The organism is Pseudomonas sp. MN1F (assembly GCF_009391885.1).
GTDB lineage: Bacteria > Pseudomonadota > Gammaproteobacteria > Pseudomonadales > Pseudomonadaceae > Aquipseudomonas.
Map to the genome: position 1 here is coordinate 1 of NZ_VZII01000027.1, position 22,788 is coordinate 22,788.

Annotated in this window: 22 protein-coding genes and 1 tRNA gene; 15 read left to right on the top strand and 8 right to left on the bottom strand. The window is 63.5% G+C overall.

Going from position 1 to position 22,788, the window contains the following annotated elements; all coding sequences use genetic code 11:
• Window positions 1-230 precede the first annotated feature (230 nt).
• On the bottom strand, window positions 231-713 hold the full coding sequence (locus tag F6X59_RS14410) for a TIGR02444 family protein (RefSeq protein ID WP_152956785.1): 483 nt from the start codon (window positions 711-713) through the stop codon (window positions 231-233).
• 50 nt (window positions 714-763) lie between these two features.
• Here F6X59_RS14410 and F6X59_RS14415 point away from each other — a divergent pair, with 50 nt between their 5' ends.
• Both F6X59_RS14415 and F6X59_RS14420 read left to right on the top strand, forming a co-directional pair.
• On the top strand, window positions 764-2,674 hold the full coding sequence (locus F6X59_RS14415; protein ID WP_152956786.1) for an ATP-binding cassette domain-containing protein: 1,911 nt from the start codon (window positions 764-766) through the stop codon (window positions 2,672-2,674).
• A 152-nt stretch (window positions 2,675-2,826) separates the two neighbouring features.
• A complete protein-coding gene (locus tag F6X59_RS14420) occupies window positions 2,827-3,459 on the top strand; it encodes a LysE family transporter (protein ID WP_152956787.1) in 633 nt (210 codons plus the stop codon).
• A 30-nt stretch (window positions 3,460-3,489) separates the two neighbouring features.
• Here F6X59_RS14420 and F6X59_RS14425 read toward each other — a convergent pair whose 3' ends face one another.
• Entirely contained in the window at window positions 3,490-4,242 is a 753-nt protein-coding gene (locus F6X59_RS14425; RefSeq protein WP_060507606.1) for a slipin family protein, read from the bottom strand.
• 2 nt (window positions 4,243-4,244) lie between these two features.
• A complete protein-coding gene (locus tag F6X59_RS14430) occupies window positions 4,245-5,594 on the bottom strand; it encodes a nodulation protein NfeD (protein ID WP_372240391.1) in 1,350 nt (449 codons plus the stop codon).
• Window positions 5,595-5,692: 98 nt separating this feature from the next.
• Between F6X59_RS14430 and F6X59_RS14435 the strand changes: the two genes are divergently transcribed.
• From F6X59_RS14435 to F6X59_RS14445, 3 genes are all read left to right on the top strand, one after another.
• Complete coding sequence (locus F6X59_RS14435; RefSeq protein WP_027916942.1) at window positions 5,693-6,151, top strand: aminoacyl-tRNA deacylase; 459 nt, start codon at window positions 5,693-5,695, stop codon at window positions 6,149-6,151.
• A gap of 61 nt (window positions 6,152-6,212) precedes the next feature.
• Window positions 6,213-6,455 (top strand): DUF2789 domain-containing protein, encoded by a 243-nt coding sequence (locus tag F6X59_RS14440; RefSeq protein ID WP_152956788.1) that lies wholly within the window; start codon window positions 6,213-6,215, stop codon window positions 6,453-6,455.
• Between the two features lie 69 nt (window positions 6,456-6,524).
• Window positions 6,525-7,163, top strand: coding sequence for an NADH:ubiquinone oxidoreductase subunit N (locus F6X59_RS14445; RefSeq protein WP_085678504.1), 639 nt, complete (start codon window positions 6,525-6,527; stop codon window positions 7,161-7,163).
• Window positions 7,164-7,170: 7 nt separating this feature from the next.
• On the opposite strand, the gene F6X59_RS14450 is transcribed toward F6X59_RS14445, so the two are convergent.
• Window positions 7,171-7,608 carry a CBS domain-containing protein gene (locus F6X59_RS14450; RefSeq protein WP_110637902.1) on the bottom strand — a complete coding sequence of 146 codons (438 nt, stop codon included), beginning with the start codon at window positions 7,606-7,608 and terminating at the stop codon, window positions 7,171-7,173.
• 325 nt (window positions 7,609-7,933) lie between these two features.
• On the opposite strand from F6X59_RS14450, the gene F6X59_RS14455 reads away from it, so the two are divergent.
• Window positions 7,934-8,446 (top strand): hypothetical protein, encoded by a 513-nt coding sequence (locus F6X59_RS14455; protein WP_152956789.1) that lies wholly within the window; start codon window positions 7,934-7,936, stop codon window positions 8,444-8,446.
• A gap of 185 nt (window positions 8,447-8,631) precedes the next feature.
• Here F6X59_RS14455 and F6X59_RS14460 read toward each other — a convergent pair whose 3' ends face one another.
• Both F6X59_RS14460 and F6X59_RS14465 read right to left on the bottom strand, forming a co-directional pair.
• Window positions 8,632-10,362, bottom strand: coding sequence for a dipeptidase (locus tag F6X59_RS14460; protein WP_152956790.1), 1,731 nt, complete (start codon window positions 10,360-10,362; stop codon window positions 8,632-8,634).
• 156 nt (window positions 10,363-10,518) lie between these two features.
• Window positions 10,519-10,595 (bottom strand) — tRNA-Arg (locus F6X59_RS14465).
• Window positions 10,596-10,793: 198 nt separating this feature from the next.
• Between F6X59_RS14465 and F6X59_RS14470 the strand changes: the two genes are divergently transcribed.
• From F6X59_RS14470 to F6X59_RS14510, 9 genes are all read left to right on the top strand, one after another.
• Window positions 10,794-11,543: a GntR family transcriptional regulator gene (locus F6X59_RS14470; protein WP_152956791.1), complete on the top strand. Its 750-nt coding sequence runs from the start codon at window positions 10,794-10,796 to the stop codon at window positions 11,541-11,543.
• Entirely contained in the window at window positions 11,540-13,264 is a 1,725-nt protein-coding gene (locus tag F6X59_RS14475) for a fumarate reductase/succinate dehydrogenase flavoprotein subunit (protein WP_152956792.1), read from the top strand. Before F6X59_RS14470 ends, F6X59_RS14475 begins: the two co-directional genes overlap by 4 nt.
• Before the next feature lie 38 nt (window positions 13,265-13,302).
• Window positions 13,303-13,548 carry a ferredoxin family protein gene (locus F6X59_RS14480; RefSeq protein ID WP_152956793.1) on the top strand — a complete coding sequence of 82 codons (246 nt, stop codon included), beginning with the start codon at window positions 13,303-13,305 and terminating at the stop codon, window positions 13,546-13,548.
• Between the two features lie 122 nt (window positions 13,549-13,670).
• Window positions 13,671-15,077, top strand: a complete 1,407-nt coding sequence (locus F6X59_RS14485; RefSeq protein ID WP_152956794.1) for an ABC transporter substrate-binding protein — start codon at window positions 13,671-13,673, stop codon at window positions 15,075-15,077.
• A gap of 15 nt (window positions 15,078-15,092) precedes the next feature.
• Window positions 15,093-15,875, top strand: coding sequence for an ABC transporter permease (locus F6X59_RS14490; protein WP_152956795.1), 783 nt, complete (start codon window positions 15,093-15,095; stop codon window positions 15,873-15,875).
• Complete coding sequence (locus tag F6X59_RS14495) at window positions 15,875-16,726, top strand: ABC transporter ATP-binding protein (RefSeq protein ID WP_152956796.1); 852 nt, start codon at window positions 15,875-15,877, stop codon at window positions 16,724-16,726. Before F6X59_RS14490 ends, F6X59_RS14495 begins: the two co-directional genes overlap by 1 nt.
• Window positions 16,723-17,688: a HEAT repeat domain-containing protein gene (locus F6X59_RS14500; RefSeq protein WP_152956797.1), complete on the top strand. Its 966-nt coding sequence runs from the start codon at window positions 16,723-16,725 to the stop codon at window positions 17,686-17,688. Before F6X59_RS14495 ends, F6X59_RS14500 begins: the two co-directional genes overlap by 4 nt.
• The gene (locus F6X59_RS14505) at window positions 17,688-17,969 is read left to right on the top strand and encodes a gamma-butyrobetaine hydroxylase-like domain-containing protein (RefSeq protein ID WP_152956798.1); all 282 of its coding nucleotides are present in this window, start codon (window positions 17,688-17,690) and stop codon (window positions 17,967-17,969) included. The genes F6X59_RS14500 and F6X59_RS14505 overlap by 1 nt, the downstream gene beginning before the upstream one ends.
• A 65-nt stretch (window positions 17,970-18,034) precedes the next feature.
• Window positions 18,035-20,206, top strand: coding sequence for a dermonecrotic toxin domain-containing protein (locus F6X59_RS14510; RefSeq protein ID WP_152956799.1), 2,172 nt, complete (start codon window positions 18,035-18,037; stop codon window positions 20,204-20,206).
• On the opposite strand, the gene F6X59_RS14515 is transcribed toward F6X59_RS14510, so the two are convergent.
• Window positions 20,203-21,066 carry an ABC transporter ATP-binding protein gene (locus tag F6X59_RS14515; RefSeq protein ID WP_152956800.1) on the bottom strand — a complete coding sequence of 288 codons (864 nt, stop codon included), beginning with the start codon at window positions 21,064-21,066 and terminating at the stop codon, window positions 20,203-20,205. The genes F6X59_RS14510 and F6X59_RS14515 overlap by 4 nt on opposite strands.
• Window positions 21,063-22,577, bottom strand: coding sequence for an ABC transporter permease (locus tag F6X59_RS14520; protein ID WP_256669331.1), 1,515 nt, complete (start codon window positions 22,575-22,577; stop codon window positions 21,063-21,065). Before F6X59_RS14520 ends, F6X59_RS14515 begins: the two co-directional genes overlap by 4 nt.
• Window positions 22,578-22,788 lie beyond the last annotated feature (211 nt).

Here is a 22,788-nt window from a genome sequence, read left to right on the forward strand (position 1 = left end):
AAACCTGCTGCAGCCAAGGCCCCAGCCAAATCGGCGGCCAAAACGGCTGCTGCCAAAGCACCGGCCAAACCTGCTGCAGCCAAGCCAGCAGCAAGGCCTGCGGCGAAGGCTCCAGCAAAACCCGCGGCAGCCAAGCCTGCCGAAACCAAACCGGCTGCACCTGCCGCCAGTGCGCCAGCGACCAACTCGGCCGCTCCCGCTACCTCCTCGGCACCCGCCAGCAGCCCCGCTCAGACGCCGTCTTCGGCCTCCTGAAGCTCTGCGGCCGCGACGCGCAAGCTAGCCAGCGCGTCGTGGCCGCGGGCCTGGTCCGGTGCCAGCCGGTCCAGCCAATCGTCCGTGCTCTCGAGCGAGCCTGTGGGCCATTGTTGCGCACAGGATTGCAGCCGTTGCAGCAACTGCTTCTCCGCTTGTAACTCCAGCCCCTTCACCTGCTCACGCAACGCCGCGAGGTGCGGATCGTGTTGCGCGGGTGTACGCCATTGCTGGCGCAGGTTGCGTAACGGTGCAACCACGTCGTGTTGCCAAGGCCCGGCAATCGCACGCAGTGCCTGGGCGCGCTCTTCACTGAAGGGCACTGCATGCGCCTGCAGCCAGGTCGCGCACAGCAGCAGGCAGACGTCGCCCCCCATCGCCTGGATCTCCAGGCAAGCCGTTTCGACTCCCGGGCGGGCATACAGCGCCAGGGCGTGATTCCACAGGTCGGTGTACATGATTCCACTCACGCTGCGGGCCGAGGAAGCTGGTAGACTCCGCGACCACTATGATCAGACTATCCAACCTCACTTTACAGCGTGGTCCGCAGCGCTTGCTAGAAGGCGCCGAGATGACCCTGCACGCCGGTCACAAGGCCGGCCTGATCGGCGCCAATGGCGCCGGAAAATCCAGCCTGTTCGCCATGCTGCGCGGCGAACTGTCGCCCGATGCCGGCGATTGCCAGCTGCCCGGCGACTGGCGCATTGCCCACATGCGTCAGGAGGTCGATACCCTCGACCGCCTGGCCGTGGACTATGTGCTCGACGGTGACGCCCGCCTGCGCAAGGTCCAGGCTGAACTGGCCGTGGCCGAACAGGCCCACGACGGCACCGCCCTGGCGCGCCTGCACAGTGAGCTGGAAGTTGCCGACGGTTACACCGCCGATGCCCGCGCCCGTAAATTGCTGGCTGGCCTTGGCTTCACCAACGAGCAGATGGACCGCCGCGTCGGTGACTTCTCCGGTGGCTGGCGGATGCGCCTGAACCTGGCCCAGGCGCTGATGTGCCCGTCCGACCTGCTGCTGCTCGACGAGCCGACCAACCACCTCGATCTCGATGCGATCCTGTGGCTGGAAGACTGGCTCAAGGGTTACCCGGGCACGCTGTTGCTGATCTCCCACGACCGCGATTTCCTCGATGCAGTGGTCGACCATGTGCTGCATGTCGAGCAGCGCAAGCTCAACCTGTACAAGGGTGGTTACACCGCCTTCGAGCGCACCCGTGCCGAGCGCCTGGCGCAGCAGCAGCAGGCCTACGAGAAGCAGCAGGCGCAGCGCGCGCACATGGAAAAGTACATCGCCCGCTTCAAGGCCCAGGCCACCAAGGCTCGTCAGGCGCAGAGCCGGATCAAGGCCCTGGAGCGCATGGAAGAGCTGTCGGCGGCACATGTCGATTCGCCGTTCGACTTCGTCTTCCGCGAATCGCAGAAAATCTCCAGCCCGCTGCTGAGCCTGTCCGAAGGCCGTTTGGGTTATGGCGACAAGGCGATCCTCGACAAGGTCAAGCTGCAGCTGGTTCCGGGTGCACGCATCGGCCTGCTCGGCCCCAACGGCGCCGGCAAGTCGACCCTGATCAAGAACCTCGCCGGTGAGCTGGAACCGTTGTCGGGCCGCCTGGTGCGTGGCGAGAACCTCGCTGTCGGCTACTTCGCCCAGCACCAGCTCGACTCGCTGGACGACAAGGCCAGCCCGCTCCTGCACCTGCAGCGCATCGCGCCGACCGAGCGCGAGCAGACCCTGCGTGACTTCCTTGGCGGCTTTGATTTCCATGGCGACCGCGTCGACGAGCCAGTGGTGAACTTCTCCGGTGGCGAGAAGGCCCGTCTGGCCCTGGCGCTGATTGCCTGGGAGCGGCCGAACCTGCTGCTGCTCGACGAACCGACCAACCACCTCGACCTGGAGATGCGCCTGGCGCTGACCATGGCCTTGCAGGAGTTTGCCGGTGCCGTGGTGGTGGTTTCCCACGACCGTCACCTGCTCAAGAGCACCACCGACGATTTCCTGCTGGTGGCCGATGGCAAGGTCGAGACCTTCGATGGCGACCTCGACGACTACAGCCGCTGGCTGGTCGAGTACCGCCAGCGCAGTGCGCCGGCCAGCAACGCCCCGGTCAACCCGGACAAGACCGACAAGAAGGCCCAGCGCCAGGCTGCGGCGGCCTTGCGTCAGCAGTTGGCACCGCACAAGAAGGTGGCCGACAAGCTGGAGACCGAGCTTAACCAGGTGCATGCGCAACTGGCCGAGATCGAGACCGCGCTGGGTGACGGCGGTGTGTACGAGGCGGCGCGCAAGGATGAATTGCGTGATTTGCTGGCTCGGCAGACCAAGTTGAAGCAGCGTGAGGGTGAGTTGGAAGAGGCCTGGATGGAGGCTCTGGAAGCGCTGGAGAGCATGCAGGCTGAGTTGGAAGCGCTTTCCTGAAAGGTCTCTATCGCCTGGGCTGGCCTCTTCGCGGATAAATCCGCTCCTACAGGGGCCAGTGCAGGCGATGGAAATCCCGCAGAATTTGCTGGTTATTTTTTCGCCAAGACCTTAGCTTAACGTTTTGCAACAACTGTTGAGCGAGGTGTGTGATGTCGATGGAAGTGTGGTTGGGCTTCTTTGCTGCGTGCTGGGTGATCAGCCTGTCGCCAGGTGCCGGGGCCATTGCCTCGATGTCCAGCGGGCTACAGTACGGCTTCTGGCGTGGCTACTGGAATGCCCTGGGCCTGCAACTGGGCCTGATCGTGCAGATCGCCATCATTGCTGCCGGCGTCGGCGCCATCCTCGCCGCTTCCGCCACCGCCTTCCAGGTCATCAAATGGTTCGGCGTGGGCTACCTGGTCTACCTGGCCTACAAGCAATGGCGTGCCCTGCCCATGGACATGACCGACGAATCCGGCGTGCGCCCGATCGGCAAGCCGTTGAGCCTGGTGTTCCGCGGCTTCCTGGTCAACGTCAGCAACCCCAAGGCGCTGGTGTTCATGCTGGCGGTGCTGCCGCAGTTCATCAACCCGCACGCGCCACTGCTGCCACAGTACATCGCGATCACCGTGACCATGGTCAGCGTCGACATGCTGGTGATGGCGGGTTACACCGGGCTGGCTTCGCGGGTGTTGCGCCTGCTGCGAACGCCCAAGCAGCAAAAGCGCCTGAACCGTACCTTTGCCGGCCTGTTCATCGGTGCCGCCACGTTCCTGGCCACCCTGCGCCGGGCGCCACTCTGATCGAATACCGGGGCTGCCCTGCAGCCCCGGTCATTTCTGCTTGTCCACCAACCCCTTGAGCAAGTCGACCGGCAACGGAAAGACAATGGTCGAGCTCTTGTCCCCGGCAATCGTCCCCAGCGTCTGCATGTAACGCAACTGCATGGCCCCAGGCTCCTTGCTGAGCATCTGCGCGGCTTGCATCAACTTCTCCGACGCCTGCAACTCGCCCTCGGCATGGATCACCTTGGCCCGCCGTTCCCGTTCGGCCTCCGCCTGACGGGCGATGGCGCGGACCATCGACTCGTTGAGGTCGACGTGCTTGATCTCGACGTTGGCCACCTTGATGCCCCAGGCGTCGGTTTGTGCGTCCAGTACCTGGCGGATGTCCAGGTTCAGCTGCTCGCGCTCGGCCAGCAATTCGTCCAGCTCGTGCTTGCCCAGTACCGCACGTAAAGTAGTCTGGGCCAGTTGGCTAGTGGCGACGAGGAAGTCCTCGACCTGGATGATCGCCTTCTGCGGGTCGAGCACGCGGAAATACAACACCGCATTGACCTTTACCGACACGTTGTCGCGGGTGATCACATCCTGTGGCGGCACATCCAGCACCACGGTACGCAGGTCGACCCGGACCATCTGCTGGATGACCGGGATCAGCAGGATCAGCCCCGGCCCCTTGACCTGCCAGAAGCGCCCCAACTGGAACACCACGCCCCGCTCGTACTCGCGCAGGATGCGGAATGCTGACAGCAACAGCATCGCCAGCACGATCAGCACAGCGCCGAAACCCACTTGCATGAACATCGTCAATCTCCTTGCGCCGCGGGCGCGGCGGCGCTCACTTCCAGCATCACGCCATGGCGTGCCATGACCCGGACGTTCTGCCCGGCCTGCAACGGCGTGGCGCACTGGACTTGCCATTGTTCGCCCTGGGCCTGGACCGAGCCACAGAACGGGTTGTCCGCCAGCACTTGGGTGACCGTCACCAGGCTGCCGACCAGGCCGGCGTCACCGCTGACCAGCGCCCGTCGCCGCGCCTTGATGGCCATGCCCAGCACACCGCCGATCAGCAGGGCCGAGAGCACGGCGAGGCTGCCGATCAGTGTCAGCGGAATACCGAAGCCGGGGGCATCGGTGTCGATCAGGATCACCGCACCGACCACGAAGGCGACGATGCCGCCGAAGCCGACCACGCCGAAACTGGGCAGGAATGCCTCGGCGATCATGAAGGCGATGCCGAGCAGGATCAGCGCCACGCCAGCGAAGCTCACCGGCAACAACTGCAGGGCATACAGCGCCAGTAGCAGGCAGATGCCGCCGACCACGCCGCCCAGTGCGGAGCCGGGGTTCATGAATTCGAACAGCAGGCCGTATACCCCGATCATGATCAGGATCAGCGCCACGCTGGGGTTGGTGATGACGGCCAGCAGGCGCGTGCGCCAGTCCGGCAGATGCTCGATCAGGGCCGCATCCCGTGTTTGCAGCAGCTGTGGCTGGCCAGCGGCGAGCAAGGTCTTGCCGTCAAGCTGGCGCATCAGGTCGGGCAGGTCGTTGGCCAGCTGGTCGATCACTTTCAGGCGCAGCGCTTCACTGGCAGGCAAGCTGACCGCCTCGCGCACGGCCTGCTCTGCCCAGTCGGCATTGCGCCCGCGCAGTTGCGCCAGGCCTCGGATGTAGGCCGCTGCGTCATTGACCTGTTTGCGGGCCAGGGTCTGTTCATCGTCGCTCGGCTTGGCCTTGTCGTCCTTTGCCGTGCCAGGCAGGCCGCCGATCTGCACGGGCGTGGCGGCGCCGAGGTTGGTCCCCGGGGCCATGGCGGCGACGTGGCTGGCATAGAGGATATAGGTGCCGGCGCTGGCGGCACGGGCGCCACTGGGGGCGACGTAACTGGCGACCGGTACCGGGCTTGCGAGAATCGCCTTGATCATCTGGCGCATGGCACTGTCCAGCCCGCCGGGGGTGTCCAGGCGCAGCACCACCAGCTGGGCGCCCTGGGCCTTGGCCTGTTCGAGGTTGCGCACCAGGTAGTCGGCGCTGGCCGGGCCGATGGCGTCATCGATGCTCAACAGCCAGACGCTGCCGGGCGCTGCCAGGCCCGCCTGGGCAAAGCCAAGCAGCAGCAACAGCAGCAGGCCGCGGCAACATCGAGTGATCACCTGTCGTCACCTCGTTGACCTCTCTGCTTGAAGTTTAGCCATGCCTGCCGGCCCAAGGCCTAAAATTGGAAGTTGGGGGGCGAAACCGGAGGTGCATCATGCGTATGGCCAAGACCCTGCAGCAACGCCTGGACCAGGCCAACTGCGATTACGACATCATTCCCCACCCACACTCGGCCACCAGCCTGGAGTCGGCGCGCACGGCTGGCGTACCTGCCGAGCGGGTGGCCAAGTCGGTCATGCTCGACGACCGTCATGGCAACTACATCATGGCCGTGCTACCGGCCAACCGGCACATGGACATGAGCAAGGTGCGCATGTCCGGCGCCTGGCAACTGACCCGCGAAAGCGCCTTGCCGATGCTGTTCGGCGACTGCGAAAGGGGCGCCATCCCGGCAATGGGTGACGCCTATCAGATAAAGATGCTGCTCGATTCGAGTCTTACCCGCCAGGGCGATGTCTACCTGGAGGCGGGTGACCACGATCACCTGATCCACATGAGCATGGAGCAGTACCTGAAACTGGTACCGCAAGCCGAAGTACGCGAGCTGTGCTGATGTGCTCAAGCCAATGCCGGGCTGGCGTCGTGGACGGCCCGCCCGGCACACAGGAGGAACCATGGACGCACCGATCCATCCATTCGCAGAGCTGTTCAAGCAATTGGGCCTGCCCGACGATGCGCAGAGCATCGACCAGTTCATCACCAGCCATTCGCCGTTGAAAAACGAGACCAAGCTGGTGGATGCACCGTTCTGGACTGACTCACAGCGCACCTTCCTGAAGGAAAGCATCATTGAAGATGCCGATTGGGCGGTGCCTTTCGATCAACTCAACGAAGCGCTGCGCCGCCCCCGAAAATAAAGTGCCGAGCGGCACCTGACGAGTGATTGGCCGTTGCTATGCTCAGGGAAAACAAGAGGGGATAGCGTGATGAAAGATCCCTACGCACCAGGCTTCTGGTGCTCCGTGACGATCCTGGGCACCTTGACGGCCGGTTACTTCTACGGCATCCGCCACACCCAGCAGATGAACCAGGCCATACAGTTCCTCTACGCTGCCGCCGCGGTCACTGGCGCGGTCGCGCTGGTGGCGCTGACCTGGATTGCCTGGCAGCAGTTACGCCTGAACAAGCGCGAAGTGATCCAGGGGCGAACGTTGCTGACCATCTGGAACACCAAGGTCGCGCTACGCCGCGTCGAAACGGTGTTCGACCGCTACTTCTGGGGCAGCTACTGGCATTCCGGGCGCACCTTCGAGGAGGTGATGGGCGAACTCAAGGGCACGCCGCTGGAGCAGAGCCTGGATGCGTTGAAACGCCAGTGCCGGGCGCTCGACCGGGAAATCCACGACCATCACCATCACTGGCTGGCCAATGCCCGCGACCTGTCCAGCGTGGCCACGGCCATGGCCCGCGAGCGTTATCAGCTGGACCTGTGCGAGCCGTCGAGCAACGGCCATGGTAATACCGCCGTGCTCAATCGTGACCTGGAAGTGCTGGTGTACACCTGGTCGGCGCGGCTGCGCAGCTTCGACCATCAGCTGGACGAACTGGAGCGCGCCTACCACTGAGGCCCGGCTATTCGCCGCGGATGTACTGCTCCAGTTGCTTGATCAGGCTGGCCTGTTCGGCGATGGTTTCCTTGACCAGGTCGCCGATCGACAAAAGGCCGAGCAGCTTGCCGTTTTCGACCACTGGCAGGTGGCGCAAGTGACGGTCGGTCATCTGTTGCATGCAGTAATCCAGGTTCTTCTTTGGCTCCACCGTGATCACTGGCGCACTCATGATCTCGCGCACCGGCGTGGCGGCCGAGGAGCGGCCCTTGAGCACCAGCTTGCGGGCATAGTCCCGCTCACTGACGATGCCCACCACCTGGTCGTTTTCGACGACCGGCAAGGCACCGACATTTTTCTCCGCCAGCAGTTTCAGGGCGTCGAGCACCGAGTCATCCGGGCCGATGGTGTACACGGTCTGGTGCTGGGATTTGGTCTTGAGGATTTGTTCGACGGTCTTCATACGGGCCTCTGCGGGTGAAAAAGACGAGCTCCTGGAGTAAATAAAGCATCCGGCACGCCGGCCTGCACGGCAATGCAGGAAACGGCATGGAGTCGATTGAAAAACGTCATTGAGCAGGTACGCACGTTGGTGAAGAGGCGGATTTCAGGTTTTTCAGAATTTGCCTACGAAAACTGCCCTCCTACGGCATCGGACTTCGAATTTACCCATCGCAATCAAAGGCTTAATTTCTAGAACTAGCTGAGACTCTCACGCCCGTAGTGCTGCGCACACGGGCGTTGATCTTTCTGGGGTGGAAAATGCTCGCGATGGAAAACAAGAAGTCATGCAGAACTCACAATTACCCAGGCGTAGCGCGTTGCAAGATGCCTTCATTGCCTTGGTTGAAATTGCACTGGCCCGTCGTCGCTCCGCTGACCACGGGGCAAATGATGAAGGTGTGCCTGCGTTCTCGTACTTGCTCACGCCTAAGCAGTTTGATCGTGTAAGGAAGATCTGCAAGGAGAAGGGCTGGGATGTGCCCAATCAGAGAGGCGTACTCATTGATCTGGAAGCGGTCGCTCATCCTTTGGATGCGCGGATGACCAAGGATCAATGCACGGTTGAGGAGGTCGTGGAAATTCTGTTCGCGGCCTATTCGCCACAAAGCCAGGTTGGCTTGAACAAGCCGAAGCATGCACAAGCGATCGTCTTCAATACGCGACAGAAAGTCCGCATTGGCAAGGCCAGCTTTTATGCTGTCGCTGTGGTCAGGATACGAGTTGAGGGAGCTAAAAAGTACTTGGCCCCGGTTACTGCATATCATGCAACCGAGGCCAAGATCAGGAATATCAGGTGACTACGCGGAAGGACGGCTTTGTAGGCGAATCTCCCACACTCAAGTGGAACGACTCATTTTGCCTGCAATCTCCCTTCATATGACCCCAATGTTTCGAGGCCTTCGCAGCACCGCCGACAAATTTTCTGCTGTCGTCGTAGTCAGAGCCAATGGTAGTTGGATGGCTACGCCGCTGCAAGCATTGCTCAAAGCTTCGGCATCTGCCCGATGCGCGCCACCATCTCGCTCACCACCTGCAAATCGAGCATGAACTGTTCCACGGTCTTGAACTCGTTGTCGTTGTGCCCGGTGTACTTCACATCTGGCATGGCCAGGCCGAACTGCACGCCGTTGGGCAGGTCATGCACCGAGGTGGCACCGGCCGAGGTGCCGAATGCGTGTTTCATGCCCAGGTTCTCGCTGGCCACATCGAGCAGCGCCTTGACCCATTCACCCTCGGGGTTGCGGAACATCGGCTCGTCGAGGCTGTAGTCGAAGGCCACCGAGGTGTGGCTCTGGCGGGTCCATTTGCCCAGCTTGTCGGCCAGCTGGTCCTTGAGTGTGGCCAGTGGCTTGCCTTTGGGAATACGCAGGTTAACGGCCAGCTTCAGGCCCTTGTCATCCACGCCGACGAAGGTCAGCGAGGTGGTCAGTGGGCCCATGAACGTGTCTTCGAAGCCGATGCCGAGTTTCTTGCCCAGGTAATCCAGGCCCCAGTTGTCGGCGGCGTAGCGGGCGGCATCGGTGAAGTGGTTGTGCTTGAGTGGTACCTGTTTGCCCAGGCCATTGAGGAAGTCGAGCATGCGCGCCACCGGGTTGACGCCGGACTCTGGCTCCGAGGAGTGGGCAGAAACGCCGGTCACGGTGAGCAGCACGTTGTTGCCGTCGACCTTGGCGTCGATGCTGAAGTCATTGCCATGACGCTTCACATAGTCGGCGCCGGCTTTCTCCAGACGCTTGGCCAGTTCCGCCGGTTTGTCTGCCACCAGGGTCGCTACCGACGTCGTCGGGATCTGGTTGGTCGCCAGGCCGCCGGTCAGGTTGACGATTTCCGCTCCCTGGCCGGTAGCCGGGCGTTTGCTGAAGCTGGCCATGACCGTGCCGTAGCCTTTTTCGGCAATCACCACCGGGTAACCGCCATCGAGCGCCAGGTTGTAGTCGGGAGTAGGGTTGCGCTCGAAGTAGTAGGGGATGGCGTCGCCGCTGGTTTCTTCGGTGGTGTCGATCAGCAGCTTGAACTGGCGGGCCAGTGGCAGGTTTTCGTCCTTGGCCACTTTCAGTGCATACAGGGCGACGATGATGCCGTTCTTGTCGTCTTCAGTACCACGGCCGTACATGCGGTCGCCGACCAGGGTGACCTTGAACGGGTCGAGGCGGGTGCCGTCGGCCAGTTTCCAGTTGTCCGGGTTGACCGGCACCACGTCAGCGTGGGCGTGGATGCCGACCACTTCCTTGCCTTCGCCCAGCGAGATCTCGTAGACGCGGTTGTCGACATTGCGGAAAGCCAGGCCGAAGCTCTCGGCCAGGGCTTTGATCTTGTCGGCGATCTTCAGGAACTCGGGGTTTTCGTGCTGCGGCACGCCGTCGACGCTGAAGGTGGGGATGGCTACCAGCTCGCGCAGGTTTTCCGTGGCGGCCTTGGCGTACTTGATGCGGGTATACAGGCCGAGCAGGCGGTTGATCTCGTTCTGCTGCTCGGCTGCGAGCGGCTTGCCGGCCAGGTAGGCGTCGAGGGTGGCTGCAAGGTTGTCGGCCTTGGCAAGGTCGCTGCCTTTGAGTTTGCCGAGGAACTGCTTGAAGTCGGCCGGGTTGCTGCCGTCGAAAGCCTTGACGATGGCGGCGGACTGTTGCGGGGAGAGGTTGGCCTGGGCCGGTTGGGTGAACAGGCCGATGCTGGCCAGCAGCAGGGCGGTGGAGGTGAGTTTTTTCAGGTGCATGGGCACGCATTCCTTCGCGAATCATTGTTATGGGATACCCGTCGGGACGGGAGGGGACCCACGCTAACACCAATGACCCATGGCACGGGAGTGCCAGAAACGCGACATGTCGCACAAATGAAAAAGCCCCGGGAGTGATCCCAGGGCTTTCAGGTATGGCGCACTCGGCGGGATTCGAACCCACGACCCCTGCCTTCGGAGGGCAGTACTCTATCCAGCTGAGCTACGAGTGCAACGCGCACGCATGATACCCATCTGATTCGGCGGCGTCCATCGCCTTGATCTATGGCTGTTTTTCCACTGTGGCCCGCTCAGTCCAGCGAAAATCCATCTATTCATATGCGATATCAGTATTTCCTTGACGGTTCTTATGCCCTCTATTATCTGGTCACAACTTGTTATAACAAGTCACCGACTTAGCGAAGAGACCCATGGCCGAACTGCTCCCCCTGTCCCCGGTACCGCTCTACACCCAGCTCAAGGAGCTGCTGCGCGAGCGCATCCTCGACGGTAGTTATCCACCGCACAGCCGTATGCCCTCGGAAAGCGAGCTGGGCAAGGCGTTCGATGTCAGCCGTATTACCGTGCGCCAGGCGCTGGGTGATCTGCAGAAAGAAGGGCTGATCTTCAAGATCCACGGCAAAGGCACCTTCGTCGCCAAACCCAAGGCGTTCCAGAACGTCAGCACCCTGCAGGGCCTGGGCGAGTCGATGACGCAGATGGGCTACGAGGTGATCAACCGCCTGCGCAGCTTCCGCCATGTGCCAGCCAATGCCTTGGTGGCGGCGCGGCTGCAGGTCGAGGAGGGCAGCCTGGTCACCGAGATCCGCCGGGTGCGGCTGATCAACCGCGAGCCAGTGTCGCTGGAGCTGACCTGGCTGCCCAAGGCCGTCGGCGAAAAGCTGGAAAAGGCCGACCTGGTTACCCGCGACATCTTCCTGCTGCTGGAAAACGACTGCGGCATCGCTCTGGGTCACGCCGACCTGGCCATCGACGCAGTGCTGGCCGACAGCGACCTGACCCAGGCGCTGGAGGTGGAAGAGGGCGCGCCGATCATGCGCATCGAACGCCTGACCCACGCCGCCGATGGCACGCCGCTGGACTTCGAACACCTCTATTACCGCGGCGATGCCTTCCAGTACCGCCTGCGCATCGACCGCCAGAAGGGGAGCAAGGCATGAGCATAGAAACCCAGGACTACGACATCATCGTCATCGGCGGCGGCACCGCCGGGCCGATGGCGGCGATCAAGGCCAAGGAGCACGACAAGCGCCTGCGCGTGCTGCTGCTGGACAAGGCCAACGTCAAGCGCAGCGGCGCCATCAGCATGGGCATGGACGGCCTGAACAACGCCATCATCCCCGGCCATGCCACGCCCGAGCAGTACACCAAGGAAATCACCGTGGCCAACGACGGCATCGTCAACCAGGCCGCCGTGCATGCCTATGCCACCCACAGTTTCGAGACTATCGAGCAACTCGACCGCTGGGGGGTGAAGTTCGAAAAGGACGAGACCGGCGACTACGCGGTGAAGAAGGTCCACCACATGGGCGCCTACGTGCTGCCCATGCCCGAAGGCCACGACATCAAGAAGGTGCTCTATCGCCAGCTCAAGCGTGCTCGGGTCGAGATCAGCAACCGCATGGTCTGCACCCGCGTGCTGCTCGATGCTGAAGGTGCTGCTGCCGGTGTGCTGGGCTTCGACTGCCGCACTGGCGAGTTTCGCGTCGTGCGGGCCAAGGCGGTGATCCTCGCCTGCGGCGCCGCCGGGCGCCTGGGCCTGCCGTCGTCGGGTTACCTGATGGGCACCTACGAGAACCCGACCAATGCCGGCGACGGCTATGCCATGGCCTACCATGCCGGCGCCGAGTTGGCCAACCTCGAGTGCTTCCAGATCAACCCGCTGATCAAGGACTACAACGGCCCGGCCTGCGCCTACGTCACCGGCCCGCTGGGTGGCTACACCGCCAATAGCAAGGGCGAGCGCTTCATCGAGTGCGACTACTGGAGCGGGCAGATGATGTGGGAGTTCCACCAGGAGCTTGAAGGCGGCAACGGCCCGGTATTCCTCAAGCTCGACCACCTGGCCGAGGAAACCATCCAGAACATCGAAGAGATCCTGCACAGCAACGAACGCCCCAGCCGTGGCCAGTTCCATGCCGGGCGTGGCACCGACTACCGCCAGCACATGGTCGAGATGCACATCTCCGAGATCGGCTTCTGCTCGGGGCATTCGGCTTCCGGGGTATGGGTCAACGAGAAGGCCGAGACTAGCGTGAAGGGCCTGTATGCCGCGGGTGACATGGCTGCGGTGCCACACAACTACATGCTCGGTGCGTTCACCTACGGCTGGTTTGCCGGCGTCAATGCCGCGCAGTACGTGGCCGGGCGGGAATTGGCCGAGGTCGATACCGGGCAGGTCGAGCGCGAACGTGCCCGGGTCTTCGCCCCGCTGCAGCGAGAGCATGGCCTGCCGCCGGCGCAGGTCGAGTACAAGCTGCGGCGCATGGTGAACGATTACCTGCAGCCGCCAAAGGTGACCAAGAAGATGGAAATCGGCCTGGCGCGCTTTGCCGAAATTGAACGTGATCTCGACCAGATGAAGGCCAGCAACCCGCATGAGCTGATGCGCGCGATGGAAGTGGCGGTGATCCGCGATTGTGCCGAGATGGCAGCACGGGCCTCGTTGTTCCGCGAGGAGAGCCGCTGGGGCCTTTACCACCACCGGGTGGACTTCCCCGAGCGCAACGATGGCGAATGGTTCTGCCATTGCCATCTGAAAAAGGGCGAAGACGGTGCAATGACCAGCTTCAAGAAAGCCATCGAACCGTACCTGATTGCGTTGGATGCCCAAGAACAGACCGCCTATGACCGGCTGCGGGTGAAAGCCGACGCTGCCTGATTAAAACAGAGGGCCGAAGGCCCCAAGGACCCCGTGAAATGGCCTACCAGCCCCAGGAAATCTTCTTTCGCAGCAGCGCCCCGGTAACCATCGACGAAGACAAGTGCATCGCCGAAAAAGGCTGCACTGTCTGTGTCGAGGCCTGCCCCATGGACCTGCTGGCGATCAACCCGGCCACGCAAAAGGCGTACATGGCCTTTGACGAGTGCTGGTACTGCATGCCCTGCGAGAAAGACTGCCCCACCGGTGCGGTCAAGGTCGACATCCCGTACCTGCTGCGCTGATCCATCCGCGCCATCCGGCAAACCACCGGACGCGCCTTCCTGCAATGCCCCTCGTTTCCCACCCCCCAAGCCGGGCGGCGGAGACGATTCCAGAACTCAAAACGATTCGAGGGGAAACACCCATGCGCCTTGTAGCAACCGTGGCCGGCCTCGCGCTGGCGCTCACCGGCCTGAACGCCAGCGGCGAAACCATCCGCATCGCCATCGGCACCCAGGACACCACCATCAACTGCGCCACCGGCGGCCTGCTGATCCGCGAGCTGGGCCTACTCGACAAATACCTGCCGCACGACGGCAAGTACAAGGATGCGCAGTACCAGGTCGAGTGGAAGAACTTCACCAGCGGCGCGCCGCTGACCAATGAGATGGTCGCCGGTAAGCTCGACTTCGGCGCCATGGCCGATTTCCCCGGTTCGTTCAACGGCGTCGCGCACCTGGATGCCGGCAAGCGCAGCCTGTTCATCAGCGTGCTGTCGGGCAGTGTGCATGGCAGCGGCAATGGCATTGTCGTACCGGCAGCATCGAAGGTGCAGTCGCTGGCTGAGCTCAAGGGCAAGACCATCTCCGTGCCGTTCGCCTCCACCGCCCACGGTATGCTGCTGCGCGCCGTCGCGGCCCAGGGCTGGGACCCGCAGAAGGACGTGCAAATCATTGCCCAGGCGCCTGAGATCGCCGGTTCCGCCCTGCGCAGCAACCGCATCGAAGCCCACGCCGACTTTGTGCCGTTCGCCGAGCTGTTCCCCAATCGCGGCTTTGCCCGCAAGATCTACGACGGCGCCCAGGCCAATGCACCGACGTTCCATGGCGCCCTGGTGGATGCCGACTATGCGAAGAAGTACCCGGAAGTAGTCACCGCCTACCTGCGTGCCAGCCTTGAAGCCGACCGCTTGATCGCTGCCGAACCAGAGAAATACAGCGAGCTGATCGAGAAGGTCACCGGCATCGAGGCCGAGGTCAATTACCTGTTCCACGGCCCGCTCGGCTTGCAGACCCGCGACCTGACCTGGAAGCCGGAGTACCGCCAGGCGGTGGCCACGTCCATTGATACGCTGAAGCTGCTGAAGAAGACCGACCGCGGCCTCGACACTGACCAGTTCATCGACGACCAGTACATCCGTGCGGCCTTCAAGCAGGCCGGCCAGGACTACGACAAGGCGCTGAAGAACTACGACCCGTTGCCGCTCAAGGCCAACGACGCGCTCACGGGCAAGCCGATCACCGACTTCAGCCGCCTGGCGCAGATATGGGTGCGCGGTGAAGCCAAGGTGCGCCACTACGCCTCGCCAGAGGCTGCCCTGGGTGCCTTGAGTCAGCTCGAGCAGGAGGGCAAGGACATCCGTGCGATCTACGCCCAGGCTGCCGACAGCGGCATCAAGCTGCTGGCCAACCAGGCCTGGTTCGTGCGCAATACCAAGGGCGAGCTGGCCGCGTTCCTGCTCAAGGACCAGGCCGAACAGTACGCCAAGGCCCACGGCGGTGAAGCGCTGGACTTCGTCAGTGCCAACCAGAAGCTGGTCGCCCAGCGCTGATCGGGAGGCACCGACATGACCCGCGACCTCAAGCGTTGGCCCGTGCGCCTGGTTTCGCTGCTGGCCTGCTTGCTGTTCTGGCAGGTGGCGGCCAGCGTCAAGCTGGACCTTGGCCTGCTGACCTTCACCTATGTCCCCACACCGCAGGCGGTGCTGAATGCGGCCTGGCAGTTGTTGACTTCCAGCGCCCTGTTGGCGCACCTGGGCAGCAGCCTGTCGCGGGTGTTTGCCGGTTATGCCGCTGCGGCGCTGCTGGGCTTGGCCCTGGGGCTGCTGATCGGCCGTTCGAAATGGGCCGAGGACACCTTGCTGCCACCACTCGAAGTGCTGCGGCCGATACCGGCGGTGGCGTGGATCCCGCTGGCGATCCTGATGTTCCCGTCGTCGGAGCTGTCGATGGTGTTCATCACCTTCACTGGCGCGCTGTTCCCGATCCTGCTCAACACCGTGCATGGCGCAGAGGCCGTCGACCCGCGCCTGGTGGCCTCGGCGCGCAGCCTTGGTGCCGGGCCCTGGGCGATTCTGCGCGAAGTGGTACTGCCTGGCGCGCTGCCGAGCATCATCACGGGCCTGGCCATCGGCATGGGCACCTCGTGGTTCTGCCTGGTCACCGCCGAGATGATCGCCGGGCAGTTCGGTATCGGTTACTACACCTGGGAGTCGTACACCTTGCAGAACTACCCGGACATCATCGTCGGCATGCTGTTGATCGGCGTGCTGGGCATGGGCAGTAGCGCACTGGTCAAGCGCCTCGGTGCACTGGCCACGCCCTGGTACCGCACGCGGAGGGCCGCTTGATGAGCCGTTATCAACCAGCCCCCGGGCGGATCGACGGGCATGGCCTGTCGATTCGGCTGGGGCAAGGCCGTGAAGCCTTCGAGGCGGTGCAACGCCTCGACTTTGCCGTGGAGCCTGGGGAGTTCGTCTGCATCCTCGGGCCGTCTGGCTGCGGCAAGTCGACCCTGCTCGGCGCCCTGGCCGGGCACCTGGTGCCCAGCAGCGGCCAGCTGAGCGTGGATGGCCAGGCCATTGCCGGGCCGTCGCCGCAGCGCGGCATGGTGTTCCAGCACCACACCTTGCTGCCGTGGCGCAGCGTGCTCGACAACGTCGCCTTCGGCTTGAAGATGCAAGGCCTGGGCAAGGCCGAACGCCGCCAGCAGGCACGCGAAATGCTGCAGCTGGTGGGCCTGGCCGACTTCGCCGAGCGCTGGCCCAGCCAGTTGTCCGGTGGCATGCAGCAGCGTGCCGAGATTGCCCGGGTGTTGATCAACCGCCCGCGCCTGCTGTTGATGGACGAGCCGTTCGGCGCCCTGGATGCGCAAACCCGCTCGCGCATGCAGGAGCTGCTGCTGGACATCTGGGCGCGCATCCGCACCACCGTGGTGTTCGTCACCCATGATATCGACGAAGCCTTGTTTCTGGCCGACCGCATTTTGGTGATGAGCCCGCGCCCCGGTCGCTTCATCGAGGACCTGCGCCTGGACTTTGCGCGCCCGCGCCGTGCCAGCCTGTTGACCAGCCCTGAATTCACCCACCTCAAACGCCATTGCCTGGCCTTGCTGCGCCATGAAGAGGGCCGCGAACTGCCGCGCCTGACGCCACTCGGCCTGCCAGCCACCGACCATCCGTCGCTAAGGATCGCGCTATGACTGTACGAAGCACCGACAACCCTGAAATTCGCGAATTGCTGCCACGTCTCGAAGCCGATGACGCGGGCGTGCGGCGCATTGCCTTGATCGAACTGGCCGACCTGGAAGACCCCGATGCCTTGCCGTGGCTGACCGACGCCCTGTTGGTCGATGGCGCCGACGAAGTGCGTGCCGAGGCCGCGCGCCTGCTGGAGGCCTGGGAGGAACCGGAAGTGGTACAGGCACTGTGCGCTGCGTTGGCCGATGGCGCCGAAGCGGTTCGCCTGGCGGCCGCGCAGAGCCTTAGCGAGTTGAAGAGCCCGGAAGCCGGCCAGCTGATTCTGCCGTGGACGGTACATGCCGATGCCTTTGTTCGCGCCAGTGCCTTGCGTGCCTTGCGTGAGCTGCGCCTGGAAGACGCTGCCCAGCCTGCGCTGCGGGCATTGGAGGATCAGGACGCAGCCGTACGGCGCGAGGCCGTGGGTATTCTCGGTTGGCTCAAGCACGAGCCTGCGCTGCCTGCCTTGGCAAAACTGGCCGAACACGAGCCCGACACCGAGGTACGTCGCGCCGCGATTGGCGCCTTGGGCCTTGCGCGCGACCTCGCCGTATTGCCGGCGCTGGTTGGCGCGTTGCGCGACCCGGCCTGGCAGGTACGCGAAGAAGCCGCGACGACGCTGGGCAAGGTTGGCCATGCCCAGGCGGGGCCGGCACTGGTGGCGGCGCTGGGCGATGGCTTCTGGCAAGTGCGCTTGCGCGCTGCCCGTTCACTGGGCCGGCTGCGGCATGCCGAGGCGCTGGATGCCTTGGCCGACTTGCTGGGCCACGGTATCGCCAACCTGCGCAAGGAAGCGGCGCTGGCGCTCGGCGAACTGGGCCAGGCCCGCGCCTTGCCGGCGTTGCAGGTGGCTGAAGCGGACAACGACCCGGAAGTGCGCAAGGCCGTGCGCATCGCTTTGGCGCAGCTGCGCGGGGCGGCTTGATGGACAGCCCGAGCGCAATACGCAACCAGCGCGAGGCCGGGCAGCTGACCGTGCAATGGCACGATGCCGAGCAGGTCATCAGCCATGCGCGCTTGCGCGGTGCCTGCCCGTGCTCGCAGTGCCGCGCTGCCCGTTTGCGCGGTGCGATCGGCGTGGTGCAGGACGATGTGCGAGTAGAGCGCATCGAGCCGCAGGGTTACGGCGTGCAACTGCTGTTCAGCGATGGGCACCAACGGGGGATCTACCCCTGGGAATACTTGCGCGGATTGGGGGTGGCATAGCAGTACCCCCATTCAGTACCTCGGGTCGGAGCAGTTTCAAGGCTTTCGAACCGAGGAACATGAGCATGACCGATCCGTACCAGCAGAGCCTTGATTGGCTCAAGGACGCCAAGACGATCCTGGAAAAGGCCCGGCGTTATCGTGAGGCATTTCCTGACCTGCATTCACTGGCGCATGAACAGGCAAGTGCTTACCTGTCGATGCAAGCCGGCATGGCGCTGGACCCTGACCAGGTCTGGTGGCACCACTTCCGTGACGGTGACAATCGGCGCGCCCGCTGTTTCACTGGCTGGACGCATCACCAGGCACCCGTCAGCTCACTGACCTTTACCGATCTGTGGATCAGGCGCCTCGATGTCGAGTTGCAAGACGAAGATGCCGATACGCTCTTTCGCCTGAACGGTTTTTACCGTGACGGCCCGGATGCAAAGGCATTCGATGCGCAGAACGAAGTGAAGCTCGACCCGGTGAAGGTCAGGAAACATTTCTGGGAACTCAACTTTGCCAATGGGGTGCGTGAGCGCACGGACCGGTTCTGGAGCAACGAAGGCAAGGATCTGCCTGTGATGCTCAAGGTCAGCTTCATCTCGGCCATCGAGAGCAGCCTCGTTGATGGCCATATCACCACCGAGGATCGCCAGCGGTTATGGACGTGGTTGGGGCTGGAAGCCGGGAAACGCCTGAACCTCGCCGGCTTGAGTGGCCCAGGTGGCAGCACCGAATACGCGGTTCGGCACTACCCGATGCACGGAGGGGGGCACTTGTTGACCTTCGCGCTGCGCAGTGGTCGGTTTCTTCTGTATACCCCGACTGCGGATGTGGTACTGCAGGCATTCGATGACGTAGTAGCCTTGCGCGTCTGGGTTTCCAGGCGGCTGCACGGTGCCGATGGCCAGCACTGGTACGACTCCCTGCACAAGCCTTACGCCGAGGTAGACGAGGCCGCGCGCAAGGCCGGGTTACAGAAACTGCGCGAGCGCAGCGGCACCGGGCCGGCCCCACACTGGCCGTTTGGCCTGGGCGCTGAAGTGTCTCGACCGTTGTTCGAACAGATGAGCGAATGGGTCAGGGATGACGTTGAGGCCAGCCACCGCATACTGGTCTCCAATAGCGACCTGCACAAACAATACTGGCGCCATGAGCTGGGTATCGCGCTCGCCGTGCTGAGTGTGTTCGCCTTGGCGTGGCAGCCCTTTGGCATGGTGCTGTTCATACTCGGCAGCGCCCGCTTGGGGTTGGATATCGATGCGTTGGTGCATGCCCCTACCCAGGCTCAGCGCATCGAAGCGTTCACCTCAGCCCTGTGCGACGTGCTGGTGATCGCGTTTTCGGTGTTCTCGGTGCTGCCCAAGGGTGCCCCTGAACAGTGGGATACCTACATGGAAGTGGACGAGACGTCCAGCGACCTGGTTTCACGCGCCGTGCGCCAGCGTCACAGAGCCTTGCTGAACCAGGCCGACCTGCCCGAGTTCGAAGGGCACATGGCTCCGATGGACGAATTCGGCACCCCACATGTGGAGCGCCAAGGCGCGCGCTTCTACAGCTTCAGGCACGAAGGTGAAGTGCACAACAACCTCATCGAGCAATACAGTGGCCACATGGCCAAGGTCAACGATGTGTTCAGTGTCGGCAGGCAGCGCCTGGCAGCGATACCTGAAGACGAGCTGCGGGCATACCTCGACAATCTGTTCGACTCGATGGAGCAACTGCCAGGCAGCGACGCCAAGGTGCTGTGGCGCGGAGGCCGTGGCCCGCGCGTGACCATCGGGGCGCGCTGGCGGGCTGGCGCACTCCGCCAAGGTGATGTGCTGGTCAGCACCGACGTCACGTCCTTCACCGAGAGCCCGTACATCCCGCGGCGGTTCATGCTGCCCAAGGAGGCGGTCGACCTGCCGCTGGCGCAGGTGGCGGGGCATTTCGATGACCACACAGTCTTGTACGAGTTGCTCGCCGATGGCCAGGCCAGTGGTGTGCCGGTGGCATCGCTGTCGTTGAACTGGCAGGAGGCTGAAGTGTTGTTCACGCCTGGGCGCTACTTCCGGATCGAGTCCGCCGGCGAGATCAGCGGCACGCATTATCGCTTCCTGCGCATCCGTTTGCGGGAAGTGCCCAGGCCCACCGGCAAACCGGTCTACGCCATGCGCAGCGGTCTGCCGTTCGATCGTCAGGCCTACCTGCAACGGGTGCAGCATGACGCTGTGGTCGAGCGCTTCTTCCCCGCTGCGGATTGGACCTAAAGGGCAATCAGTTCGGGCCGCAACCCTTCCACGCGGCGCGCTGGCGGCGGCAGGTAGCCGCCGTCACCGGTGATCTGGTGCAGAACCTGCTCGCGTAAAGCATGCAGGGCCACACCGGTACGCAGCCGCGGGTGTGGCAGGCCGATTTCCACCACCGACTTGATCCGCCCTGGGCGCGGCTCCAGTACCACCACCCGGTCGGCGAGGTAGGTGGCTTCCTCGGCATCGTGGGTCACCAGCAATGTGGTGATGCCGGCGCGTTCGCGGATGGCCAGCAGTTCGTCCTGCAGTTGCTGGCGGGTCAGGGCATCAAGCGCGCCGAACGGCTCGTCGAGCAACAGGATGCGCGGGCTGGCCACCAGGCCTCGGGCAATTGCCACGCGTTGGGCCATGCCGCCAGACAGCTGGTGCGGGTAGGCCGACTCGAAACCGACCAGGCCCACCAGTTGCACAAACTCGTGCACACGACGGGCGCGCTCGCCCTGGGTCAGGTGTTCGTTGACCAGGCCCAAGGCGATGTTTTGTTCCACCGTCAACCACGGGAACAGGCGATGCTCCTGGAACACGATGCCACGCTCGCCGCCAATGCCGCTGACTGCCTGGCCATCGACGCGGATGCTGCCGCTGTAGTCGGTGTCCAGCCCGACCAGCAGGCGCAGCAGGGTCGACTTGCCGCAGCCCGAGGCGCCGACGATGGCGATGAACTCGCCTTCGTTGATGGCCAGGTTGAAGTTGCGGATGGCCTCGAAGGGCTGGCCATCGACGCTGAAGACTTTGCCGACGCCTTCGAAGCTGACCAGCGGCGGCGTGGTGTCGGCCTGGTTGGCCGCGAGCAGGTGTGAAGCATTGAAGGCGTTCATGCGGTTCTCCAGCGCGTGGCGCGCGATTCGAGGCGTTGGCCGAGGGTGCCGAGCAGGGCGCCGACCAGGCCGATCAGGACCATTGCGGCCATCACCTGGTCCATGCGGAACAGTTGTTGCGCGCCGATCATCAGGCTGGCGATGCCACCGTCCGAGGGCATGAAGTATTCAGCACCGATGGTGCCCAGCCAGGCGTAGATCAATGACAAGCGCAGGCCGGCAAAGATGGCCGGGGCGGCACCCGGCAGTACCAGCAGGCGTAGCCGTTGCCACAGGTTCAGGCGCAGTGTGCGGGCCGCCTCGCCCAGTTGCGGCGAGAGGCTGGCGATGCCGCGCTGGGTGGCGATCAGCAGCGGGAAGAATGCCGCCAGGCCGACGAACACGTTCTTGGCCCCTTCGCCGAGGCCGAACCAGGCAGTGAGCAAGGGTACCCAGGCGAATAGCGCTACTTGCCGCAGCGCCGACAGGCTTGGCCCGAAGAGACGTTCGGCGTTATGCGACAGCCCCAGCAACAGCCCGCTGAGCAAGCCGGCGCCGCCACCCAGGAGCAGGCCGGTCAGGGTGCGCTGCAGGCTCAGCAGCATGGCTTCTGGCAGCGAGCCATCGGTCAGGCCGCTGAATAGGGCGCGCAGTACATCCAGCGGGGAAGCAAGAATGTTCGGGTCGATCCAGCCCAAGCTGTTGCTCGCCTGCCACAGCGCCAGCAGTGCCGCTGGCAGCAGCAGGCTTTGCCAGCCCCGTGGAATGGGCCCGCGCTGTTGTTCGCCGGTGGCTGCTTGCGGCCAGTACAGCAGGCGCTTTTCCAGAGTCGAAAAGCCTCGTTCCAGCAGCGCACCGACCAGGCCGATCACCAGGATGCACAACAGCACCAGGTCGAGCATGAACAGCTGCCTGCCCCAGACCATCAGGTAACCGATGCCCTCGCTGGAGGCCAGCAGTTCAACGGCGAGCAATGAGGTCCATCCGGTCGCCAGGGCCAGACGCACCCCAGTGAGGAAGGCGGGCAGGGCCGCTGGCAGCAGCAGGCGCAGGAACAGCAAGTGGCGTGGCAGACGCAGCGCGGCGGCGGCTTCGCGCAGCTTGGGCTGGGCATCGCGTACACCCACCAGCGTGTGCAGGGTGACCGGCACCACCACAGCCTTCACCAGCACCACCAGCTTGAGCAGCTCGCCGATACCGAAGAACAGCATGAACAGCGGGATCCAGGCCAGGGTGGGAATCTGCGCCAGGGCCACGAAGGTTGGCAGCACCAAGGTTTGCGCATGGCGTGAGGTGCCCAGCCAGGTACCGAGCAGCAAGCCGCTGCTGACGCCCGCCAACAGCCCCCAGAACAGCCGCTGCAGACTTATCCACAAGTGCCCCCAAAGCTCACCGGAGCCAAACTCCAGCGCGCTCTGCCACACCAGCGACGGCGCCGGCAGGATCTGCTCGCTCATCCAGTGCTGCCGGCTCGCCACTACCCACAACAGCGCAATCAACGCTGGCAGCAGGTAAGAGCGGCCTTGTGTCATCAAAGGGCCGCGAAGCGGCCCCCGCTGCCACCACGATCTCCTGCTAAGCACTCCATTCATCGGCCATCTCTCGAAGCGTTCCAATGTTATTCACTTATGGAATTAAAAAATCACACAAGCAATATTCAAGAGATAAGAGCATGCAAGCCGTGCATGCGAAACCCCCTCGCCCTTGCGTTTTCCTCATATTTTCCATGCGTTTCCCGCAAGC